The 16,180-nt window shown below is 58.8% G+C and carries 13 protein-coding genes; 5 read left to right on the top strand and 8 right to left on the bottom strand.

Translation table 11 applies throughout. From position 1 onward, the window contains the following. Positions 1 to 91 precede the first annotated feature (91 nt). On the bottom strand, positions 92 to 1,966 hold the full coding sequence (locus AC4ANE_RS09095; protein ID WP_002552624.1) for an MFS transporter: 1,875 nt from the start codon (positions 1,964 to 1,966) through the stop codon (positions 92 to 94). Positions 1,967 to 2,209: 243 nt separating this feature from the next. Between AC4ANE_RS09095 and AC4ANE_RS09090 the strand changes: the two genes are divergently transcribed. Beyond that, the gene (locus AC4ANE_RS09090; protein WP_002552623.1) at positions 2,210 to 5,683 is read left to right on the top strand and encodes a hybrid sensor histidine kinase/response regulator; all 3,474 of its coding nucleotides are present in this window, start codon (positions 2,210 to 2,212) and stop codon (positions 5,681 to 5,683) included. A gap of 55 nt (positions 5,684 to 5,738) precedes the next feature. On the opposite strand, the gene AC4ANE_RS09085 is transcribed toward AC4ANE_RS09090, so the two are convergent. Then, positions 5,739 to 6,677 carry an aspartyl/asparaginyl beta-hydroxylase domain-containing protein gene (locus tag AC4ANE_RS09085; RefSeq protein WP_002552622.1) on the bottom strand — a complete coding sequence of 313 codons (939 nt, stop codon included), beginning with the start codon at positions 6,675 to 6,677 and terminating at the stop codon, positions 5,739 to 5,741. A gap of 177 nt (positions 6,678 to 6,854) precedes the next feature. Continuing rightward, on the bottom strand, positions 6,855 to 7,829 hold the full coding sequence (gene cysK / locus AC4ANE_RS09080) for a cysteine synthase A (protein WP_002552621.1): 975 nt from the start codon (positions 7,827 to 7,829) through the stop codon (positions 6,855 to 6,857). 126 nt (positions 7,830 to 7,955) lie between these two features. On the opposite strand from cysK, the gene AC4ANE_RS09075 reads away from it, so the two are divergent. Continuing rightward, positions 7,956 to 9,023, top strand: coding sequence for a DUF748 domain-containing protein (locus AC4ANE_RS09075; protein ID WP_002552620.1), 1,068 nt, complete (start codon positions 7,956 to 7,958; stop codon positions 9,021 to 9,023). Here AC4ANE_RS09075 and AC4ANE_RS09070 read toward each other — a convergent pair. Both AC4ANE_RS09070 and AC4ANE_RS09065 read right to left on the bottom strand, forming a co-directional pair. Further along, entirely contained in the window at positions 9,020 to 9,508 is a 489-nt protein-coding gene (locus tag AC4ANE_RS09070) for a DUF2442 domain-containing protein (protein ID WP_031594859.1), read from the bottom strand. The two genes, AC4ANE_RS09075 and AC4ANE_RS09070, sit on opposite strands and share 4 nt — an antisense overlap. Further along, the gene (locus tag AC4ANE_RS09065; RefSeq protein ID WP_044317730.1) at positions 9,505 to 9,735 is read right to left on the bottom strand and encodes a DUF4160 domain-containing protein; all 231 of its coding nucleotides are present in this window, start codon (positions 9,733 to 9,735) and stop codon (positions 9,505 to 9,507) included. The genes AC4ANE_RS09070 and AC4ANE_RS09065 overlap by 4 nt, the downstream gene beginning before the upstream one ends. 205 nt (positions 9,736 to 9,940) lie before the next feature. Between AC4ANE_RS09065 and AC4ANE_RS09060 the strand changes: the two genes are divergently transcribed. Next, entirely contained in the window at positions 9,941 to 10,786 is an 846-nt protein-coding gene (locus tag AC4ANE_RS09060) for an AAA family ATPase (RefSeq protein WP_002552618.1), read from the top strand. 39 nt (positions 10,787 to 10,825) lie between these two features. After that, positions 10,826 to 12,004, top strand: coding sequence for a vWA domain-containing protein (locus AC4ANE_RS09055; RefSeq protein WP_002552617.1), 1,179 nt, complete (start codon positions 10,826 to 10,828; stop codon positions 12,002 to 12,004). Between the two features lie 61 nt (positions 12,005 to 12,065). Here the strand turns inward: AC4ANE_RS09055 and AC4ANE_RS09050 are convergent, their stop codons facing one another. From AC4ANE_RS09050 to AC4ANE_RS09040, 3 genes are all read right to left on the bottom strand, one after another. Beyond that, a complete protein-coding gene (locus AC4ANE_RS09050) occupies positions 12,066 to 12,590 on the bottom strand; it encodes a DUF2937 family protein (protein WP_002552616.1) in 525 nt (174 codons plus the stop codon). 45 nt (positions 12,591 to 12,635) lie between these two features. Next, entirely contained in the window at positions 12,636 to 13,424 is a 789-nt protein-coding gene (locus AC4ANE_RS09045) for a class II glutamine amidotransferase (protein WP_002552615.1), read from the bottom strand. 76 nt (positions 13,425 to 13,500) lie between these two features. Continuing rightward, complete coding sequence (locus AC4ANE_RS09040; RefSeq protein WP_002552614.1) at positions 13,501 to 13,977, bottom strand: hypothetical protein; 477 nt, start codon at positions 13,975 to 13,977, stop codon at positions 13,501 to 13,503. A 131-nt stretch (positions 13,978 to 14,108) separates the two neighbouring features. On the opposite strand from AC4ANE_RS09040, the gene AC4ANE_RS09035 reads away from it, so the two are divergent. Continuing rightward, positions 14,109 to 16,169: a S9 family peptidase gene (locus AC4ANE_RS09035; RefSeq protein WP_002552613.1), complete on the top strand. Its 2,061-nt coding sequence runs from the start codon at positions 14,109 to 14,111 to the stop codon at positions 16,167 to 16,169. Positions 16,170 to 16,180 lie beyond the last annotated feature (11 nt).

The raw sequence follows: 16,180 nt of genomic DNA, 5'->3' as shown, positions 1-16,180 counted from the left end.
GCGGCACCTGAAGGTGACGCAGAGCGTCACGAAATGCATGCCTACGAGCATTGGCACGGTAGTCATATCGTGCCAATTCAGCGCGGAGCGCTTATTGCACCTTCCCTCTCAGTGCCTTCACCTCTTCACGCACATCCACCGGCGTTGCAACATCTGCTGCAATGGGCGAACCCGCGACCAGCACCACACGCGACCAGAGGCGACGGAACAGGGTCTTGCTCGGGTCACGGCTGAAAAAGCTGCCCCACAACCCTTGTAGTGCCAGCGGAATGACCGGCACCGGGGTTTCCTCAATGATGCGGCTCATGCCGCTCTTGAAGCCGCTGATCTCGCCGTCGGTGGTCAGCTTGCCTTCCGGGAAGATGCACACCAGCTCGCCTTCCGCGAGGTACTGAGCGATGCGCTTGAACGATTGCTCGTAGATGTCCATGTCCTCGTTGCGCCCGGCAATCGGGATGGTCCCAGCCGTGCGGAAGATAAAGTTGAGGACCGGCAACTGGTAGATCTTGTAGTACATAACAAAACGGATCGGCCGCCGCACTGCACCGGCAATCAGCAACGCATCGACAAAGGACACATGGTTGCAGACCAGCAGCGCTGCGCCCTCATCTGGTATCCGGTTCAAATCGCGATGCTCGACGCGGTACATGGAATGGCCCAGCAGCCAGATCATGAAGCGCATGGTGAACTCGGGGACGATTTTGAAGATGTAGATATTGACGGCGATGTTCATCAGCGACACCGCCAGAAACAGCTGCGGAATCGACAGTTTGGCGAAGCTCAGCAGCAGGATCGAAACAATCGCCGAAACCACCATGAACAGCGCGTTGAGGATGTTGTTGGCAGCAATGACCCGTGAGCGCTCTTTCACCGGTGTTCGCGATTGGATCAGGGCGTACAACGGCACGATATAGAAGCCGCCGAACACGCCAATGCCCAAAATATCGAACAACACCAGCCAGCCCTGCCCGTAGGAAAGGACCGCCAGCCAGTCGTTGGCCTGCACGTTCTGCGGGAAACCACCGGAATGCCACCACAGCAACAGACCGAAAATCGTCAGCCCCATCGAGCCAAACGGCACCAGCCCGATCTCGACCTTATGCCCGGATAACCGCTCGCAAAGCAGCGAGCCCAGCGCGATGCCAATGGAGAACACGGTCAGGATCAGCGTGACGACCGTTTCGTCGCCGTACATCCACTCTTTGGCGTAAGCGGGGATCTGCGTCAGGTAGATAGCACCGACAAACCAGAACCACGAGTTGCCGACAATCGAGCGCGAGACTGCGGGCGTCTGTCCAAGCCCCATGCGCAGGGTCGCCCATGACTGGGTGAAAATATTCCAGTTGAGTTTCATCTCGGGCGAGGCGGCAGTCGCGCGCGGAATACCGAAGCTGGCAACGAACCCCAGGCAGGCGACCAGCACGATAGCGGCCGCAACAACCCAGGCATAGTGCGCAGAAGACATCATCACGCCAGCACTGATGGTGCCGGCCAGAATCGCCAGAAAGGTGCCCATCTCGACCAGCGCGTTGCCGCCGACCAGTTCGCTCTCGCGCAGGTGCTGAGGCAGGATCGAATATTTGACCGGCCCGAACAGCGCCGAATGCGTGCCCATGGCGAACAGCGCCGCCAGCATCAATTCAAGGTGATCGAACAGAAAGCCCGCAGCCCCGACCGCCATGATGACGATCTCGCCGAACTTGATAATGCGGATCAGCGTGTCCTTGGGGTACTTCTCGCCGAACTGCCCGGCCAGCGCCGAGAACAGGAAGAACGGCAGGATGAACAGCAAGGCACACAGATTGACATAGATCGAACGATCCCCGTCGATGCTCAGCTTATAGAGGATGGCGAGGATCAATGACTGCTTGAAAATATTGTCATTGAACGCCCCGAGGGACTGCGTGATGAAAAACGGCAGGAAACGGCGTTTCCCGAGCAAGCTGAATTGTGACTGTTGGCTCATCGTCCGTGGTCCTGAGAGGCTAGGGTGAACTGACGTAGCCGCCAATCCGAGGCACATTGAAGACGTAACGCTGCCGAATGTCGATAGGACATTTCTTTTTACAAAACACCCCGCACCTTTTTTCATCGTTACTAGCGTTTGCGTAACAGCTGCGACACCCCGCCACGCTCGACCTTGGTCGACAAAGACGAAGCGCGGCCATCGTGCGAGACTGCGCGCTATCGATACGGTGTGGAATTTCATATGTCGCTGTCCAGCGGGCTGATTGCGGCCGTTGCCCTTACCTACATGGCCATCATGTTCGCCATCGCCTTTTACGGCGACCGGTACAGCGCATCGCTGCGCCCGACCATGCGCGCCTGGGTCTACAGCCTGTCGCTGGCGGTGTATTGCACCAGCTGGACGTTTTTCGGTGCGGTGGGTCAGGCCGCTGAACAGCTGTGGTCGTTCCTGCCGATTTATCTGGGGCCTATCGTGCTGATGGTGCTGGCACCCTGGGTGCTGCAGAAGATGGTGCTGATCAGCAAGCAGGAGAACATCACCTCCATTGCCGACTTCATCGCGGCACGCTACGGCAAGTCCCAGTCACTGGCGGTCATGGTCGCGCTGATTTGCCTGATCGGCATGCTGCCGTATATCGCGCTGCAACTGAAAGGCATCGTGCTGGGCGTGAATATCCTGATCGGTGCCGTGGCTGATTCCACCGGCACCCGCGCTCAGGACACCGCGCTGGTGGTGTCGCTGATTCTGGCGTTGTTCACCATCGTCTTCGGCGCACGCAATCTGGATGTGACTGAACACCATCGCGGTATGGTGCTGGCTATTGCTTTCGAAGCGCTGGTCAAGCTGTTCGCGTTCATGGCAGTCGGCGTGTTTGTCACGTTCGGCCTGTACGACGGATTCGACGACCTGTTCAATCAGGCCAAACTTGCGCCACGCCTCGAGGAATACTGGCAAGACACGATCAACTGGCCGTCGATGTTCGTGCAGACCGGTGTGGCGATGATGGCGATTGTCTGCCTGCCGCGACAGTTTCACGTCACGGTGGTCGAAAACATCGAGCCTCAGGACCTGAATCTCGCCAAATGGGTGTTCCCGGCCTATCTGGCACTGGCGGCATTGTTCGTCGTGCCGATTGCGCTAGCCGGACAAATGCTGCTGCCCGCGTCCATGCTGCCCGACTCGTTCGTGATCAGTCTGCCACTGGCGCACGCTCACCCGTCACTCGCCCTGCTGGCCTTCATCGGCGGCGCATCGGCGGCAACCGGTATGGTGATCGTCGCCTGCGTGGCGCTGTCGACGATGATATCCAACGACATGCTGCTGCCCTGGCTGTTAAGGCGCAAAAACACCGAGCGGCCGTTCGAAGCGTTTCGTCACTGGATGCTCTCGGTAAGGCGCATCAGCATTGTGATGATTCTCCTGCTGGCCTATGTCAGCTACCGGATGCTGGGCTCAACGGCCAGCCTGGCGACTATCGGGCAGATTGCCTTCGCCGCGATCACCCAGTTGGCACCGGCCATGTTCGGTGCGCTGTACTGGAAGCAGGCTAACCGGCGTGGTGTCTTTGCAGGCCTGGCGGCGGGGATCTTCATCTGGTTCTACACCTTAGTATTGCCGGTCGCGGCGCATGGCATGGGCTGGTCGCTGAGCAATTTCCCGCTACTGTCCTGGCTGCACAGCAACCCGTTCGACCTGCCGATCTCACCGATGACTCAGGGCGTGGTGCTGTCGATGGCCGGCAACTGCACGCTGTTCGCCTGGGTGTCGATGTTGTCGCGCACCCGAGTGGCGGAGCACTGGCAGGCAGGTCGTTTCATTGGCCAGGAAACCCAGGGGCGCGACTTCAGCCGACCGCTGCTCGCCGTCCAGATAGAAGACCTGCTCAACCTCTCGGCGCGCTTTGTTGGTGAAGACCGGGCGCGTCAGAGCTTCATTCGCTTCGCCAACAGACAAGGCAAGGGTTTCAACCCCAGTTTGAATGCCAACGGAGAGTGGATCGCGCACACCGAGCGGCTGCTGGCTGGCGTGCTCGGCACTTCCTCGACCCGCGCCGTGGTCAAGGCTGCTATTGAAGGGCGCGACATGCAGCTGGAAGACGTCGTACGCATCGCCGACGAAGCGTCCGAAGTCTTGCAGTTCAACCGTGCGCTGTTGCAGGGGGCCATCGAAAACATTACCCAGGGCATCAGTGTGGTGGATCAGTCCTTGAGGCTGGTGGCCTGGAATCGCCGCTACCTCGAGCTGTTCAATTACCCCGAAGGCCTGATTGGCGTCGGCCGGCCGATTGCCGACATCATTCGCTACAACGCCGAACGTGGGCTGTGCGGGCCGGGTGAGGCCGAAGTGCATGTAGCGCGACGCCTGCACTGGATGCGTCAGGGCCGCGCGCACACCTCGGAGCGGCTGTTCCCCAACGGGCAGGTGATCGAGCTGATCGGCAATCCGATGCCCGGCGGCGGTTTCGTCATGAGTTTCACCGACATCACCGCGTTTCGTGCCGCCGAACAGGCCCTCAAAGGCGTCAATGAAAGCCTTGAGCAGCGTGTCGCCGCACGTACCCATGAGTTGTCGCAGCTCAATCAGGCGCTGACCGAGGCCAAGGGCACCGCCGAAGCCGCCAACGAATCGAAAACCCGCTTTCTGGCCGCCGTCAGCCATGACCTGATGCAGCCGCTGAATGCTGCAAGGCTGTTTTCTGCTGCGCTGTCGCATCAGCAGGACGGAATTTCCAGCGACGCCCAGCAATTGGTCCAGCATCTGGACAGCTCGTTGCGTTCTGCCGAAGACCTGATCAGCGACCTGCTGGACATCTCGCGCCTGGAAAACGGCAAGATCACCCCGGACCGCCAACCATTCCCGCTCAACGCGCTGTTTGACACCCTGGGCGCCGAATTCAAAGCGCTGGCCCAGGAGCAAGGTCTGAATTTTCGTGTCAGAGGCACTTCACTGCGCGTCGACAGCGACATCAAGCTATTGCGCCGGGTCCTGCAAAACTTCCTGACCAATGCTTTCCGCTATGCCAAAGGCCCTATTCTGCTGGGTGTCAGGCGTTACGGCGACAGCCTGAGCCTTGAGGTCTGGGACCGCGGGCCGGGCATCCCCGAAGACAAGCGCCAGGTGATCTTCGAAGAATTCAAACGCCTCGACAGCCACAAGACTCACGCAGCGAAGGGGCTGGGCCTGGGGCTGGCTATTGCCGATGGTTTGTGTCGCATTCTCGAGCACCCTTTGCAGGTGCGTTCGTGGCTTGGCAAAGGCAGCGTTTTCAGCGTGCGGGTGCCACTGGCAGCAGCCCCGGCGACAATGCCCGACACGCTGCCGGATGTCAGCCGACCCGCGCTGAACGGCACGCAGGTGCTGTGTGTCGACAATGAAGACAGCATCCTGATCGGCATGAACAGCCTGCTATCACGCTGGGGTTGTCAGGTGTGGACCGCTCGCAGTCGTCAGGAATGCGAAGCACTGCTGAACAATGGCGTCAGGCCGCAGATTGCGTTGGTGGATTACCATCTGGATGAGGGAGAGACCGGCACTGAGCTGATGGCCTGGCTAAGAACACGCCTGGGGCAACCAGTGCCGGGCGTGCTGATCAGCGCCGATGGTCGTCCGGAGTTGATCGCTCAGGTGCACGCAGCAGGACTCGATTATCTGCCAAAACCGGTCAAGCCTGCAGCGCTGCGAGCGCTGCTGAGCCGGCATGTGAATCTGGACTGAGAAAGGGCTGACGGTTGTTCGCCGTGACCGCGGACAACCGGATCAAAGCGGTTGCTTAACCAAACAACCAGTAGCCCAGCAATGTCAGCACCACTACCGCCAGCACAGGCCGCAAAACGCGGTAAGCCTTGGGGTTGGCGCGCTTGAACTGCTTGACCTTGCCACTGAAGACGTCGCTGAAGCGCTTGCTGAACGCATACGCCTGATTGATCCCGCCGACCCGCTCGTCGTCCAGATTCTGCGGCGCGGTTGCGCGGCCCAGAAACGCACTGACGCTGCGGTTCACACGCGTCATGAAGCGGTTGGTCAGCGGACGCTCGACGTCACAGAACAGAATCACCCGGGTCTGCGGCGTTTCATTCTTGACCCAGTGCACGTAGGTCTCGTCGAACATCACGTCCTGGCCGTCACGCCAGGCGTATTCCTTGCCATCGACAAAGATCCGGCAGTCATCGGAGTTCGGCGTGGACAGCCCCAGGTGATAACGCAGGGAACCGGCAAACGGATCGCGGTGCGGATTGAGGTGGCTGCCGCCCGGCAACAGCGCGAACATCGCGCCTTTGACGTTGGGAATGCTGTTGACCAACTCAACGGTCTTCGGGCAAAGCGCTTCGGCAGATGGCAGTGCCTTGTCATACCATTTCAGATAAAAACGCTTCCAGCCCTTCTTGAAGAACGAGCCGAAACCGGCGTCGTTATTCTTCTCGGCCGCACGAATGTAGCCTTCATCGAACAGGTGCATGGCTTCGTCGCGAATGGTTTCCCAGTTGTCCTTGAGGATATCCAGCTCAGGGAATTTGCTGCGATCCAGATACGGCTCGGAGGGCACACGGGAAAACAGGTACATCAGTGCGTTGTAAGGCGCGAACAATGCCGAATGGTTGACGAACTGCCGCAACAGGGGCAGCCGGGCCCGACCGCGCAAATGAACGTACAGCGTGCTGCCCAGAAACAGCATCAGGATCGATGCCTTGGCAACAAATGAAAGGGTCATGAAGCTCTCCTTGAAGCGGGCAGATAACGCCAAACGTCACGCGGGCAGTACTGATGCATGATTCTGAATGAAGGACCGCAAGCACCGGACGAACAGAGATAATCGTCCGGTGACGCGTAAGCTGACCATCATAAACCCTTGCGTTGCCCGCATGAAGTGCACACTTGCGAAGATGTGTTACTGGGAAAGCTCCTGATCGGTAAACAGGTCGCTGAACAGCATGCTGGACAGGTAACGTTCGCCAGAGTCAGGCAGGATCACCACGATAGTCTTGCCCTGCATCTCCGGTTTTTCAGCCAGACGGACGGCTGCCGCCATGGCTGCTCCGCAAGAGATACCGCAAAGGATGCCCTCTTCCTGCATCAAGCGCCGCGCCATGGCCTTGGATTCCTCATCGGTGACACGCTCTACGCGGTCCACAATCGACAGATCGAGGTTTTTCGGAATGAAACCGGCACCGATGCCTTGAATCTTGTGCGGGCTGGGTTTGATCTCTTCACCGGCCATCGCCTGGGTGATAATCGGCGAACCGTCTGGCTCGACCGCAACCGACAGGATCGGCTTGCCTGCGGTGTGCTTGATATAGCGGGAAATACCGGTGATAGTCCCGCCAGTCCCGACGCCTGCCACCAGTACGTCGATAGCGCCGTCGGTGTCCGCCCAGATTTCAGGGCCGGTGGTCTTTTCATGGATGGCCGGGTTGGCCGGGTTCTCGAACTGTGCGGGCATGAAATATTTTTCCGGATCGCCCGCCAGCAGCTCTTCTGCCTTGGCAATCGCGCCTTTCATCCCCTTTGCCGGTTCAGTCAACACCAGTTCGGCACCCAACGCCTTGAGTACCTTGCGACGTTCTATGCTCATGGAAGCGGGCATGGTGAGCATCAATTTGTAACCACGGGCGGCGGCAACGAATGCCAGGCCAATCCCGGTATTGCCCGAGGTCGGTTCGACGATGGTCATGCCGGGCTTGAGTTTGCCGCTGCTTTCAGCGTCCCAGATCATGTTGGCGCCGATACGGCACTTGACGGAGTAGCCCGGATTACGCCCCTCGATCTTGGCCAGAATCGTGACACCGCGTGGCGCAATACGATTGATCTGCACCAGCGGCGTATTACCGATGGAATGGGCGTTATCAGCGTAGATACGGCTCATGAAAGTGTCCTTGTGCACATCGGTTAAAGACCCAAAGCCTATGCCGCCAGCCCTGGGGCGTCCAGTCTGACCGAACGGATGACCGCGTGCGTAGTCAATCCCTCATTGAAACAGGAGACTCATGTCATGAAACGTCGCTACAGCTGGCCGCTATGGACCCTGGCCGCTCTGGTAGTTCTGCTGATCGCGATCAATATCGCCTTGCCCTATCTGGTGCGCGACTATCTGAACGACAAACTGGCCGACATGGGCGACTACCGAGGTGAGATCACCGACGTAGACCTCGCACTATGGCGAGGGGCTTACCGGATCAAGGGACTGAAGATCGTCAAGACCGATGGCAAGGTCCCGGTGCCCTTTTTCGACGCACCGATGATCGAACTGGCTGTCAGCTGGCATTCACTCTGGTATGACCATGCAGTGGTGGCGAAAGCCCTCTTCACCGACCCGCAGATCAACTTCGTGGACGGCGGCAGCAAACAGAACTCGCAGACCGGTCAGGGCACCGACTGGCGTACCCAGATGGACAAGCTGCTGCCCATCACCCTCAACGAATTGCGCATCGATAACGGGCGCATCACGTTCAATAACTTCAACTCCACGCCCAAGGTCAAAATCGAGGCGGATCAGGTCAATGCCAGCATCTATAACCTGACCAACGTGGTCGACGTGGAAGGCAACCGCGATGCCGAGTTCAAGGGCAAGGCACGTCTGCTGGGCCATGCCGATCTGGAGAGCACCGCCAGATTCGATCCGTTCAGCAACTTTGAAGATTTCGACTTCAAACTGCGCGCCACCGGCATTCAGCTCAAGAAGCTCAACGACTTCTCGTCGGCGTATGGCAAGTTCGATTTCAACGCCGGCGATGGCGATGTGGTGATTGAAGCGCAGGCCGACAAAGGCCAGCTCAAGGGCTATATAAAGCCGCTGCTGCGCAACGTGGACGTGTTCAACTGGCAGCAGGACGTCGAGAACAAGGACAAGGGCGTTTTCCGCTCGATCTGGGAAGCGCTGGTCGGCACCAGCGAAACCGTATTGAAAAACCAGCGGGAAAACCAGTTCGCCACCCGTGTCGATCTGAGCGGCAGCGTCCATCAGCAGGACATCAGCGGCTTCCAGGCGTTTCTGCAGATCCTGCGCAATGCTTTCGTGCAGGCATTCAATGCGCGTTATGAGAGCAGCAAGGGGTCTTAGTGGTCCTTTTTATCCACGGAATAAACACCCCGCTCCTCGGCGGCATGTGCCTGTTGCTGCAATGCATCCCAGCCCAGGCAAGCCAGCGCAAGGGTACGTGGCGTAGCTTCGCGAGAGTTGCTGTAGCGAGTGATGCTGCGAGGGCTGACACCCAATGCCTGTGCGGCCTTAGCCAAGGGCAAACCCGTGCGGGCACGCCACCCGATGAAAATACGCGTGTTTTCGTCGGTGGCAGCTTGAGCCTGAGCGTCGAGATACAGGGTATCCGCACCGATCTGGATATCCAGTTCAGGCCATTCAACCGTCCAGCCATCATCGCCCACTTGGGCGTGGGCAAAGGCTTCAGCAGCAATCAGGGGTCGTAACCCCGGAAAAGCCTGCACATCAGCGCTCATGTCGAGGACGAATTGTTGATCGTCGATGAATGTCAGGGCCAGCCGGTATCCGGACTGCGCCTGAACATCCCTGAGCCGGGGTCGTTTCATGGATGCCATCGTTTCCACTCCTCCATCAGTTCGTCGCGGTGAATTCGTATCCATTCGAGAGCTTCCTTAAGCACAACAGTCGGGGCATGTCCGCGCATGGGCTCTACGAGCTCAAGGCAAATCAGTACATCCAGACCACCACCGGTCAGATGCACATGCGGCGGCAGGTGGTCTTTTTCCCTCAACTGAATCCTGTATTTATCCCTGAATCTGTATTTAGTCGACATGAAGCGTATGGTATAGCCAAATTAGCCATACCAAAAGCAGCGTTACAATTTCGACCCGGTCACTGCGTGACGCCCCATTCAAGAACTGAATGAGGCGTCTGCGTTCACAGCCGTCCGGAAGCCACGTTATAGTTCCGGCATTGCTTGCCCCTGTTACGGTGTGCGCGCCGACAGGCTGCGCCTACCCACGTGAAAAGGATTGATCATGAAGTTCGAAGGCACCCCGGCATACGTCGCCACTGACGATCTCAAGCTGGCGGTCAACGCGGCAATCACGCTGGAGCGTCCGCTGTTGGTCAAGGGCGAGCCCGGCACCGGCAAGACCATGCTGGCCGAGCAACTGGCCGAGTCCTTTGGCGCGAAGCTGATCACCTGGCACATCAAGTCCACCACCAAGGCACATCAGGGCCTTTACGAATACGATGCCGTCAGCCGTCTGCGTGACTCTCAGTTGGGCGTGGACAAAGTCCACGACGTACGTAACTACCTGAAAAAGGGCAAGCTCTGGGAAGCCTTCGAGTCCGATGAGCGGGTCATTTTGCTGATCGACGAGATCGACAAGGCCGACATCGAGTTCCCCAACGACCTGTTGCAGGAACTCGACAAGATGGAGTTCTACGTCTACGAAATCGATGAAACGATCAAGGCCAAAAAGCGCCCGATCATCATCATTACCTCCAACAACGAAAAGGAATTGCCGGACGCCTTCCTGCGTCGCTGCTTCTTCCACTACATCGCCTTCCCGGACCGTGCCACGCTGCAACGCATCGTCGACGTGCATTACCCGGACATCAAGAAAGACCTGGTGAGTGAAGCGCTGGACGTGTTCTTCGACGTGCGCAAAGTGCCTGGCCTGAAGAAGAAGCCTTCCACGTCCGAGCTGGTGGACTGGCTGAAGCTGCTGATGGCCGACAACATCGGTGAAGCCGTGCTGCGTGAGCGCGACCCGACCAAGGCGATCCCGCCGCTGGCCGGGGCGCTGGTCAAGAACGAACAGGATGTGCATTTGTTGGAGCGTCTGGCGTTCATGAGCCGCCGCGGCAACCGTTGAGCGCCTTCATCCACCCCGTTACGTAAAAGGGCGACAGCCATGCTGCTCAACCTGTTCAACGAAATGCGCGCGGCCAGAGTGCCGGTGTCTCTGCGTGAATTGCTGGACCTGATCAATGCGCTGAAACAGCGGGTTATCTTTGCCGATATCGATGAGTTCTACTTTCTTGCGCGCACGATTCTGGTCAAGGACGAGCGTCATTTCGACAAATTCGACCGGGCCTTCGGTGCGTATTTCAAAGGTCTGGAAAATCTCGACGATCATTTGCAGGCATTGATCCCCGAAGACTGGCTGCGCAAAGAGTTCGAGCGCTCGTTGAGTGACGAGGAACGCGCGCAGATTCAGTCCCTCGGCGGCCTCGACAAGCTGATCGAGGAATTCAAGAAGCGTCTGGAAGAACAGAAGGAACGCCACGCCGGTGGCAACAAATGGATCGGCACAGGGGGCACCAGCCCTTTCGGCTCGGGGGGCTATAACCCTGAAGGCATTCGTGTCGGCGACGCAGGGGAACGCAAGGGCAAGGCAGTCAAGGTGTGGGATCAGCGCGAATATAAAAACCTGGACGATCAGGTCGAGCTGGGTACGCGCAACATCAAGGTGGCCCTGCGCCGTCTGCGCAAGTTTGCCCGCCAGGGCGCTGCGGATGAACTGGACATCGACGGCACCATTGATCACACCGCTCGCGATGCGGGCCTGCTGAACATTCAGATGCGCCCTGAGCGGCGCAACACCATCAAATTATTGCTGCTGTTCGACATCGGCGGTTCGATGGACGCGCACGTCAAGATCTGCGAAGAGCTGTTCTCGGCCTGCAAGACCGAGTTCAAGCATATGGAGTATTTCTACTTCCATAATTTCATCTACGAATCGGTGTGGAAGAACAATCTGCGCCGCAGCTCGGAGCGAACCGCCACTCAAGACCTGCTGCACAAGTACGGCGCAGACTACAAAGTGATTTTCATCGGCGACGCTTCGATGGCACCGTATGAAATCACCCAGCCCGGTGGCAGCGTCGAACACTGGAATGAAGAAGCAGGCTATGTATGGATGCAGCGCTTCATAGCCAAATTCAAGAAGATCATCTGGATCAATCCCTATCCGAAAGATGCCTGGGACTACACCACGTCCACGCATATCGTGCGCGACCTGATTGAAGGACAGATGTACCCGCTAACCCTGCGCGGCCTGGAGGAAGGCATGCGTCATCTGGCGAAATAAGCATGACGGGCGCGTGCTGACTCTACGCAACGCCCGTTCTCGTTATTACCCTCTCCAGCGATCAGCGCCAGTCCCGCTCAAGTTGCGGCTTGCGTCGTCCACCGTGGATCACCCAGCCGAGTAACAGCCCGACGCTTTCCACCACAAGAGCCAGCAGCAATGCACTGATGATGCCCCAGGCAATGACTTCGGGGGCCAGCAGGACTTGCCACGTATAACCGTTGAACGTTTCCCGGCGAATATCCGCATCGGCAGACGTGACGACGAACAGGGCTTTGGAATACCACGGCCCCTGGAGTCCGAGCCACTGACGCTCAAGGATATGGGTACGGCTCATCAACGTATCGATGTTGTCCGCATCGGCTCGGAAAACCGGGTCTTCGCTGCTGCGATAGTGCTGGATCAGCGCCTGTATATCGCCCTTGAAGAACTGCTGCGCAGTTGCGGTGTAGCCCTTGACGGCCTGTTGCGCCTCGATCAGATGCGCTTCGACACGCTTGCTGTAATCACTGATGAATCCGGGGATCTGTACCCCGAACAGCAGGCCTGTGGTGAACAGGACCAATCGCAGATAACTTCGCAGCATCAATATCCCTCTCCTTTTTTATCCAGTATGCCGGTGGAGGCGCTGTTACTGCACTGCTGTCTCGACCGAGCCTTGCGCCACGCACTCACCCTTGCGCCACAGGCTCCACTGGCCCGGTTCATAGCGCTTCCAGTTTTCGTTCTCGGTCAATGGCTCGGTGGCGATCACAGTCACCACGTCGTGCGGCGTTGTTTCAGCCTGAAAATCGACAATCACGTCGACATCTTTCAACCTTGCCGGGCCGAACGGCGCGCGCCGGGTGATCTGAACCAGTTTGGTACTGCAAAAGCAAAACAGCCAGTCGCCATCGCTCAACAGGCAGTTGAACACGCCTTTACTACGGTATTCAGTGCAGGCCTGGATCAGCGAAGGCAGTAATTGCTCGACCTCAACCGGCTCGGGAAAGGCTTCGCGAACGCGATTGAGCAGGTCGCAGAATGCAGCTTCGCTGTCGGTATCGCCCACCGGCCTGTAAAAGGTGGCAACGGGGGTGAAATCGGCTAGCTGGCCATTGTGCGCAAAGCACCAGTTGCGGCCCCAGAGTTCACGCACGAAAGGATGTGTGTTGGACAGACAGACCTTGCCGACGTTGGCCTGACGAATATGGCCAATCACCACTTCGCTTTTGATCGGATAGCGCTGCACCAGTTGCGCAACTTCAGATTCACTGCTGGCTGCGGGGTCCTGGAACAAGCGCAGGCCGCGACCCTCGTAGAAGGCAATGCCCCAGCCATCGCGATGCGGACCAGTACGCCCGCCACGCTGCATCAGCCCGGTAAAGCTGAAGACTATGTCGGTCGGGACATTGGCGCTCATGCCCAGTAGTTCACACATGCTCAGGTTCTCGCTTCAAGACGTTTTGCAGCAGGTCATGCGCCGACAATGACGGCGCATGCCAACGAAGCGGGATCTACAACCGCGGTTCGACTCGCGCAGCCCTGGTCGGAGGAAGCGGCGCAGCGGATTTGCGAGGGTAGTGATCGTCCTCGGCAAACGGCTCATCAGTGGGGTCTGTGTCGGCAGGCTGAGCGACAGTCCGGGGCTGGCGAGCCTTGCGGCTGCGCTCGATCGGCCAGCGGATGAGCACGAACAGCGCGTACGCAGCGAAGGCGAACATGCCATACATGGCCAGATCCGACACAGCGGTCCAGACATTGCTGCCGACCTTGAACATCAGGTCGAGCGCGGTGATCGCCACGGCTGGCGCCATCGCATCCTTGGCAGGGTCGACCATGGTCGGCGTAAACAGCAGCACCGCGACTGCTACCAGCAACGGTTCCTTGAGATAACGCCACATCCAGCGGGTCATCAGGAACCATACCAGCAGGCAACCCAACGCGGCGAAGGCGTAGACGCTCCAGGCGATCAGATAGTCGTTTTCGGTCATGACGTCCGTGGTAAGGCAGGTAAAGAGGCGCTTATGATAACGGCTTTTGCCTGACGCGGCTTGCCTCGCTTCAGTAATCGGTTCAGCGTGTACCGAATTTCCATGATTGATGCCTAAACAGAGAGCCCAGCATGTCCTTCTCGAATGCAACCTCCAGCGCCCCGATTGCTCGCAAGGCCGACGGTTCCGATCCCTATGCCTGGCTACAGAACCGCGACACTGACGAGGTGCTCGACTACCTCAAGGCGGAAAACGCCTGGCAGGAGCAGCAACTGGCAGAGCAGACCGGGTTGCGCGAAAACCTGTTTCAGGAGATCAAGGGCCGTATCCTTGAAACCGATCTGTCACTGCCCTCCCCTTGGGGGCCGTACCTTTATTACACGCGCACCACACAAGGCGATGAATACGCCCGTCACTATCGCTGCCCGCGCCCGGCCGACGACTCCAATACCGTGGACGAAAGCCGTGAAGAACTGTTGCTGGACCCGAACGCCATGGCCAATGGCGGCTTCTTTTCGCTGGGCGCGTTCAGCATCAGCCCCGACCACCAGCGCCTGGCCTACAGCCTGGACACCAGTGGCGACGAGGTGTACCAGCTTTACGTCAAGGAACTGAGCACCGGCCAGATCAGCAGCCTGCCGTTTGAGGACTGCGACGGCAGCATGACCTGGGCCAACGACAGCCTGACCCTGTTTTTCGGTGAGCTGGACGAGACCCATCGCCCCGGCAGGCTGCATCGCCACACATTGGGCAATGCATCGGCAGAGCTGGTGTTCGACGAGCCGGACGGTCGATTCTTCCTGCACTGCTTCCGTAGCAGTTCCGAACGCCAACTGATCATTCTGCTCAATAGCAAAACCACCAGCGAAGCGTGGGTGCTGGACGCCGATTATCCGCAACAGGCCTTCACCTGCCTCGCGCCGCGCAGCGAAGGGCACGAGTATTATCCGGATCACGGGCTGCTCGATGGTGTGTGGAGCTGGTTCATCCGCAGCAATCAGAGCGGCATTAACTTCGCGCTGTATCACGCAGCGGAACAGGCCAGTGGCGCCCCGGTTCGCGAAGACTGGCAGACCCTGGTTGCGCACGATGACAAGGTCATGCTCGAAGGCGTGAGCCTCAACGCCAAGGCCATCAGTCTGAGCCTGCGCGAAGGCGGCCTGCCGATCATCGAAGTACGCCCGCAGGATCTGCCTACCTATCGCGTGCAGTTGCCCGACGCCGCGTACAGCCTGTATGTGCAGGACACCCTGGAGTTCGACAGCGACAGAATTCGCCTGCGTTATCAGTCGCTGAACCGTCCGGCACAGGTGCGTCAACTGACCCTGGCCAGCGGCGAGCAGGTAGTGCTCAAGGAAACGCCGGTGCTGGGCACTTTCAACGCCGACGCCTACGTCAGCCAGCGTCTGTGGGCCACCGCCAGTGATGGCACTCAGGTGCCGATCAGCCTGGTGGTCAAGCGCGAACTGGCCGGCAAGGCGACCCCTCTGTATCTGTACGGCTACGGTGCCTACGGCGAAAGCCTCGACCCGTGGTTTTCCCACGCGCGCCTGAGCCTGCTTGAACGTGGCGTGGCGTTTGCCATCGCCCATGTACGCGGCGGTGGCGAGCTGGGCGAGGCCTGGTATCGCAATGGCAAGCAGGAACACAAGCAGAACACCTTCGGCGACTTCATTGCCTGCGCCGAACATCTTGTTGCACAGGGCCTGACCAGCGCCGAACAGCTTGTGATCAGCGGCGGCAGCGCCGGTGGCCTGCTGATCGGTGCCGTGCTCAATCAGCGACCCGAGCTGTTCAGGGCAGCAATTGCCGAAGTGCCGTTCGTCGATGTGCTGAACACCATGCTCGATCCGGACCTGCCGTTGACCGTCACCGAATACGACGAATGGGGCAACCCGCAGGAGCCTGAGGTCTATGAGCGCATCAAGTCCTACGCGCCTTATGAGAACGTCAGCGCTCAGGCGTACCCGGCCATGCTGGTCATCGCCGGTTACAACGACAGCCGTGTGCAGTATTGGGAAGCCGCCAAATGGGTCGCGAAGTTACGCGCCAGCAAAACCGACGATAATCTGCTGCTGCTCAAGACCGAACTGGGTGCCGGACACGGCGGCATGAGCGGTCGCTATCAAGGGTTGCGTGACGTGGCGCTGGAGTACGCGTTTATCTTCAAGGTATTGCAGATCGCCGAATGAACTTGGCGTGA

Source organism: Pseudomonas sp. Pme6b, from assembly GCF_058129925.1.
The sequence above is the reverse complement of the archived record's forward strand: the minus strand, read 5'-3'. Positions and strand labels throughout refer to the sequence as shown.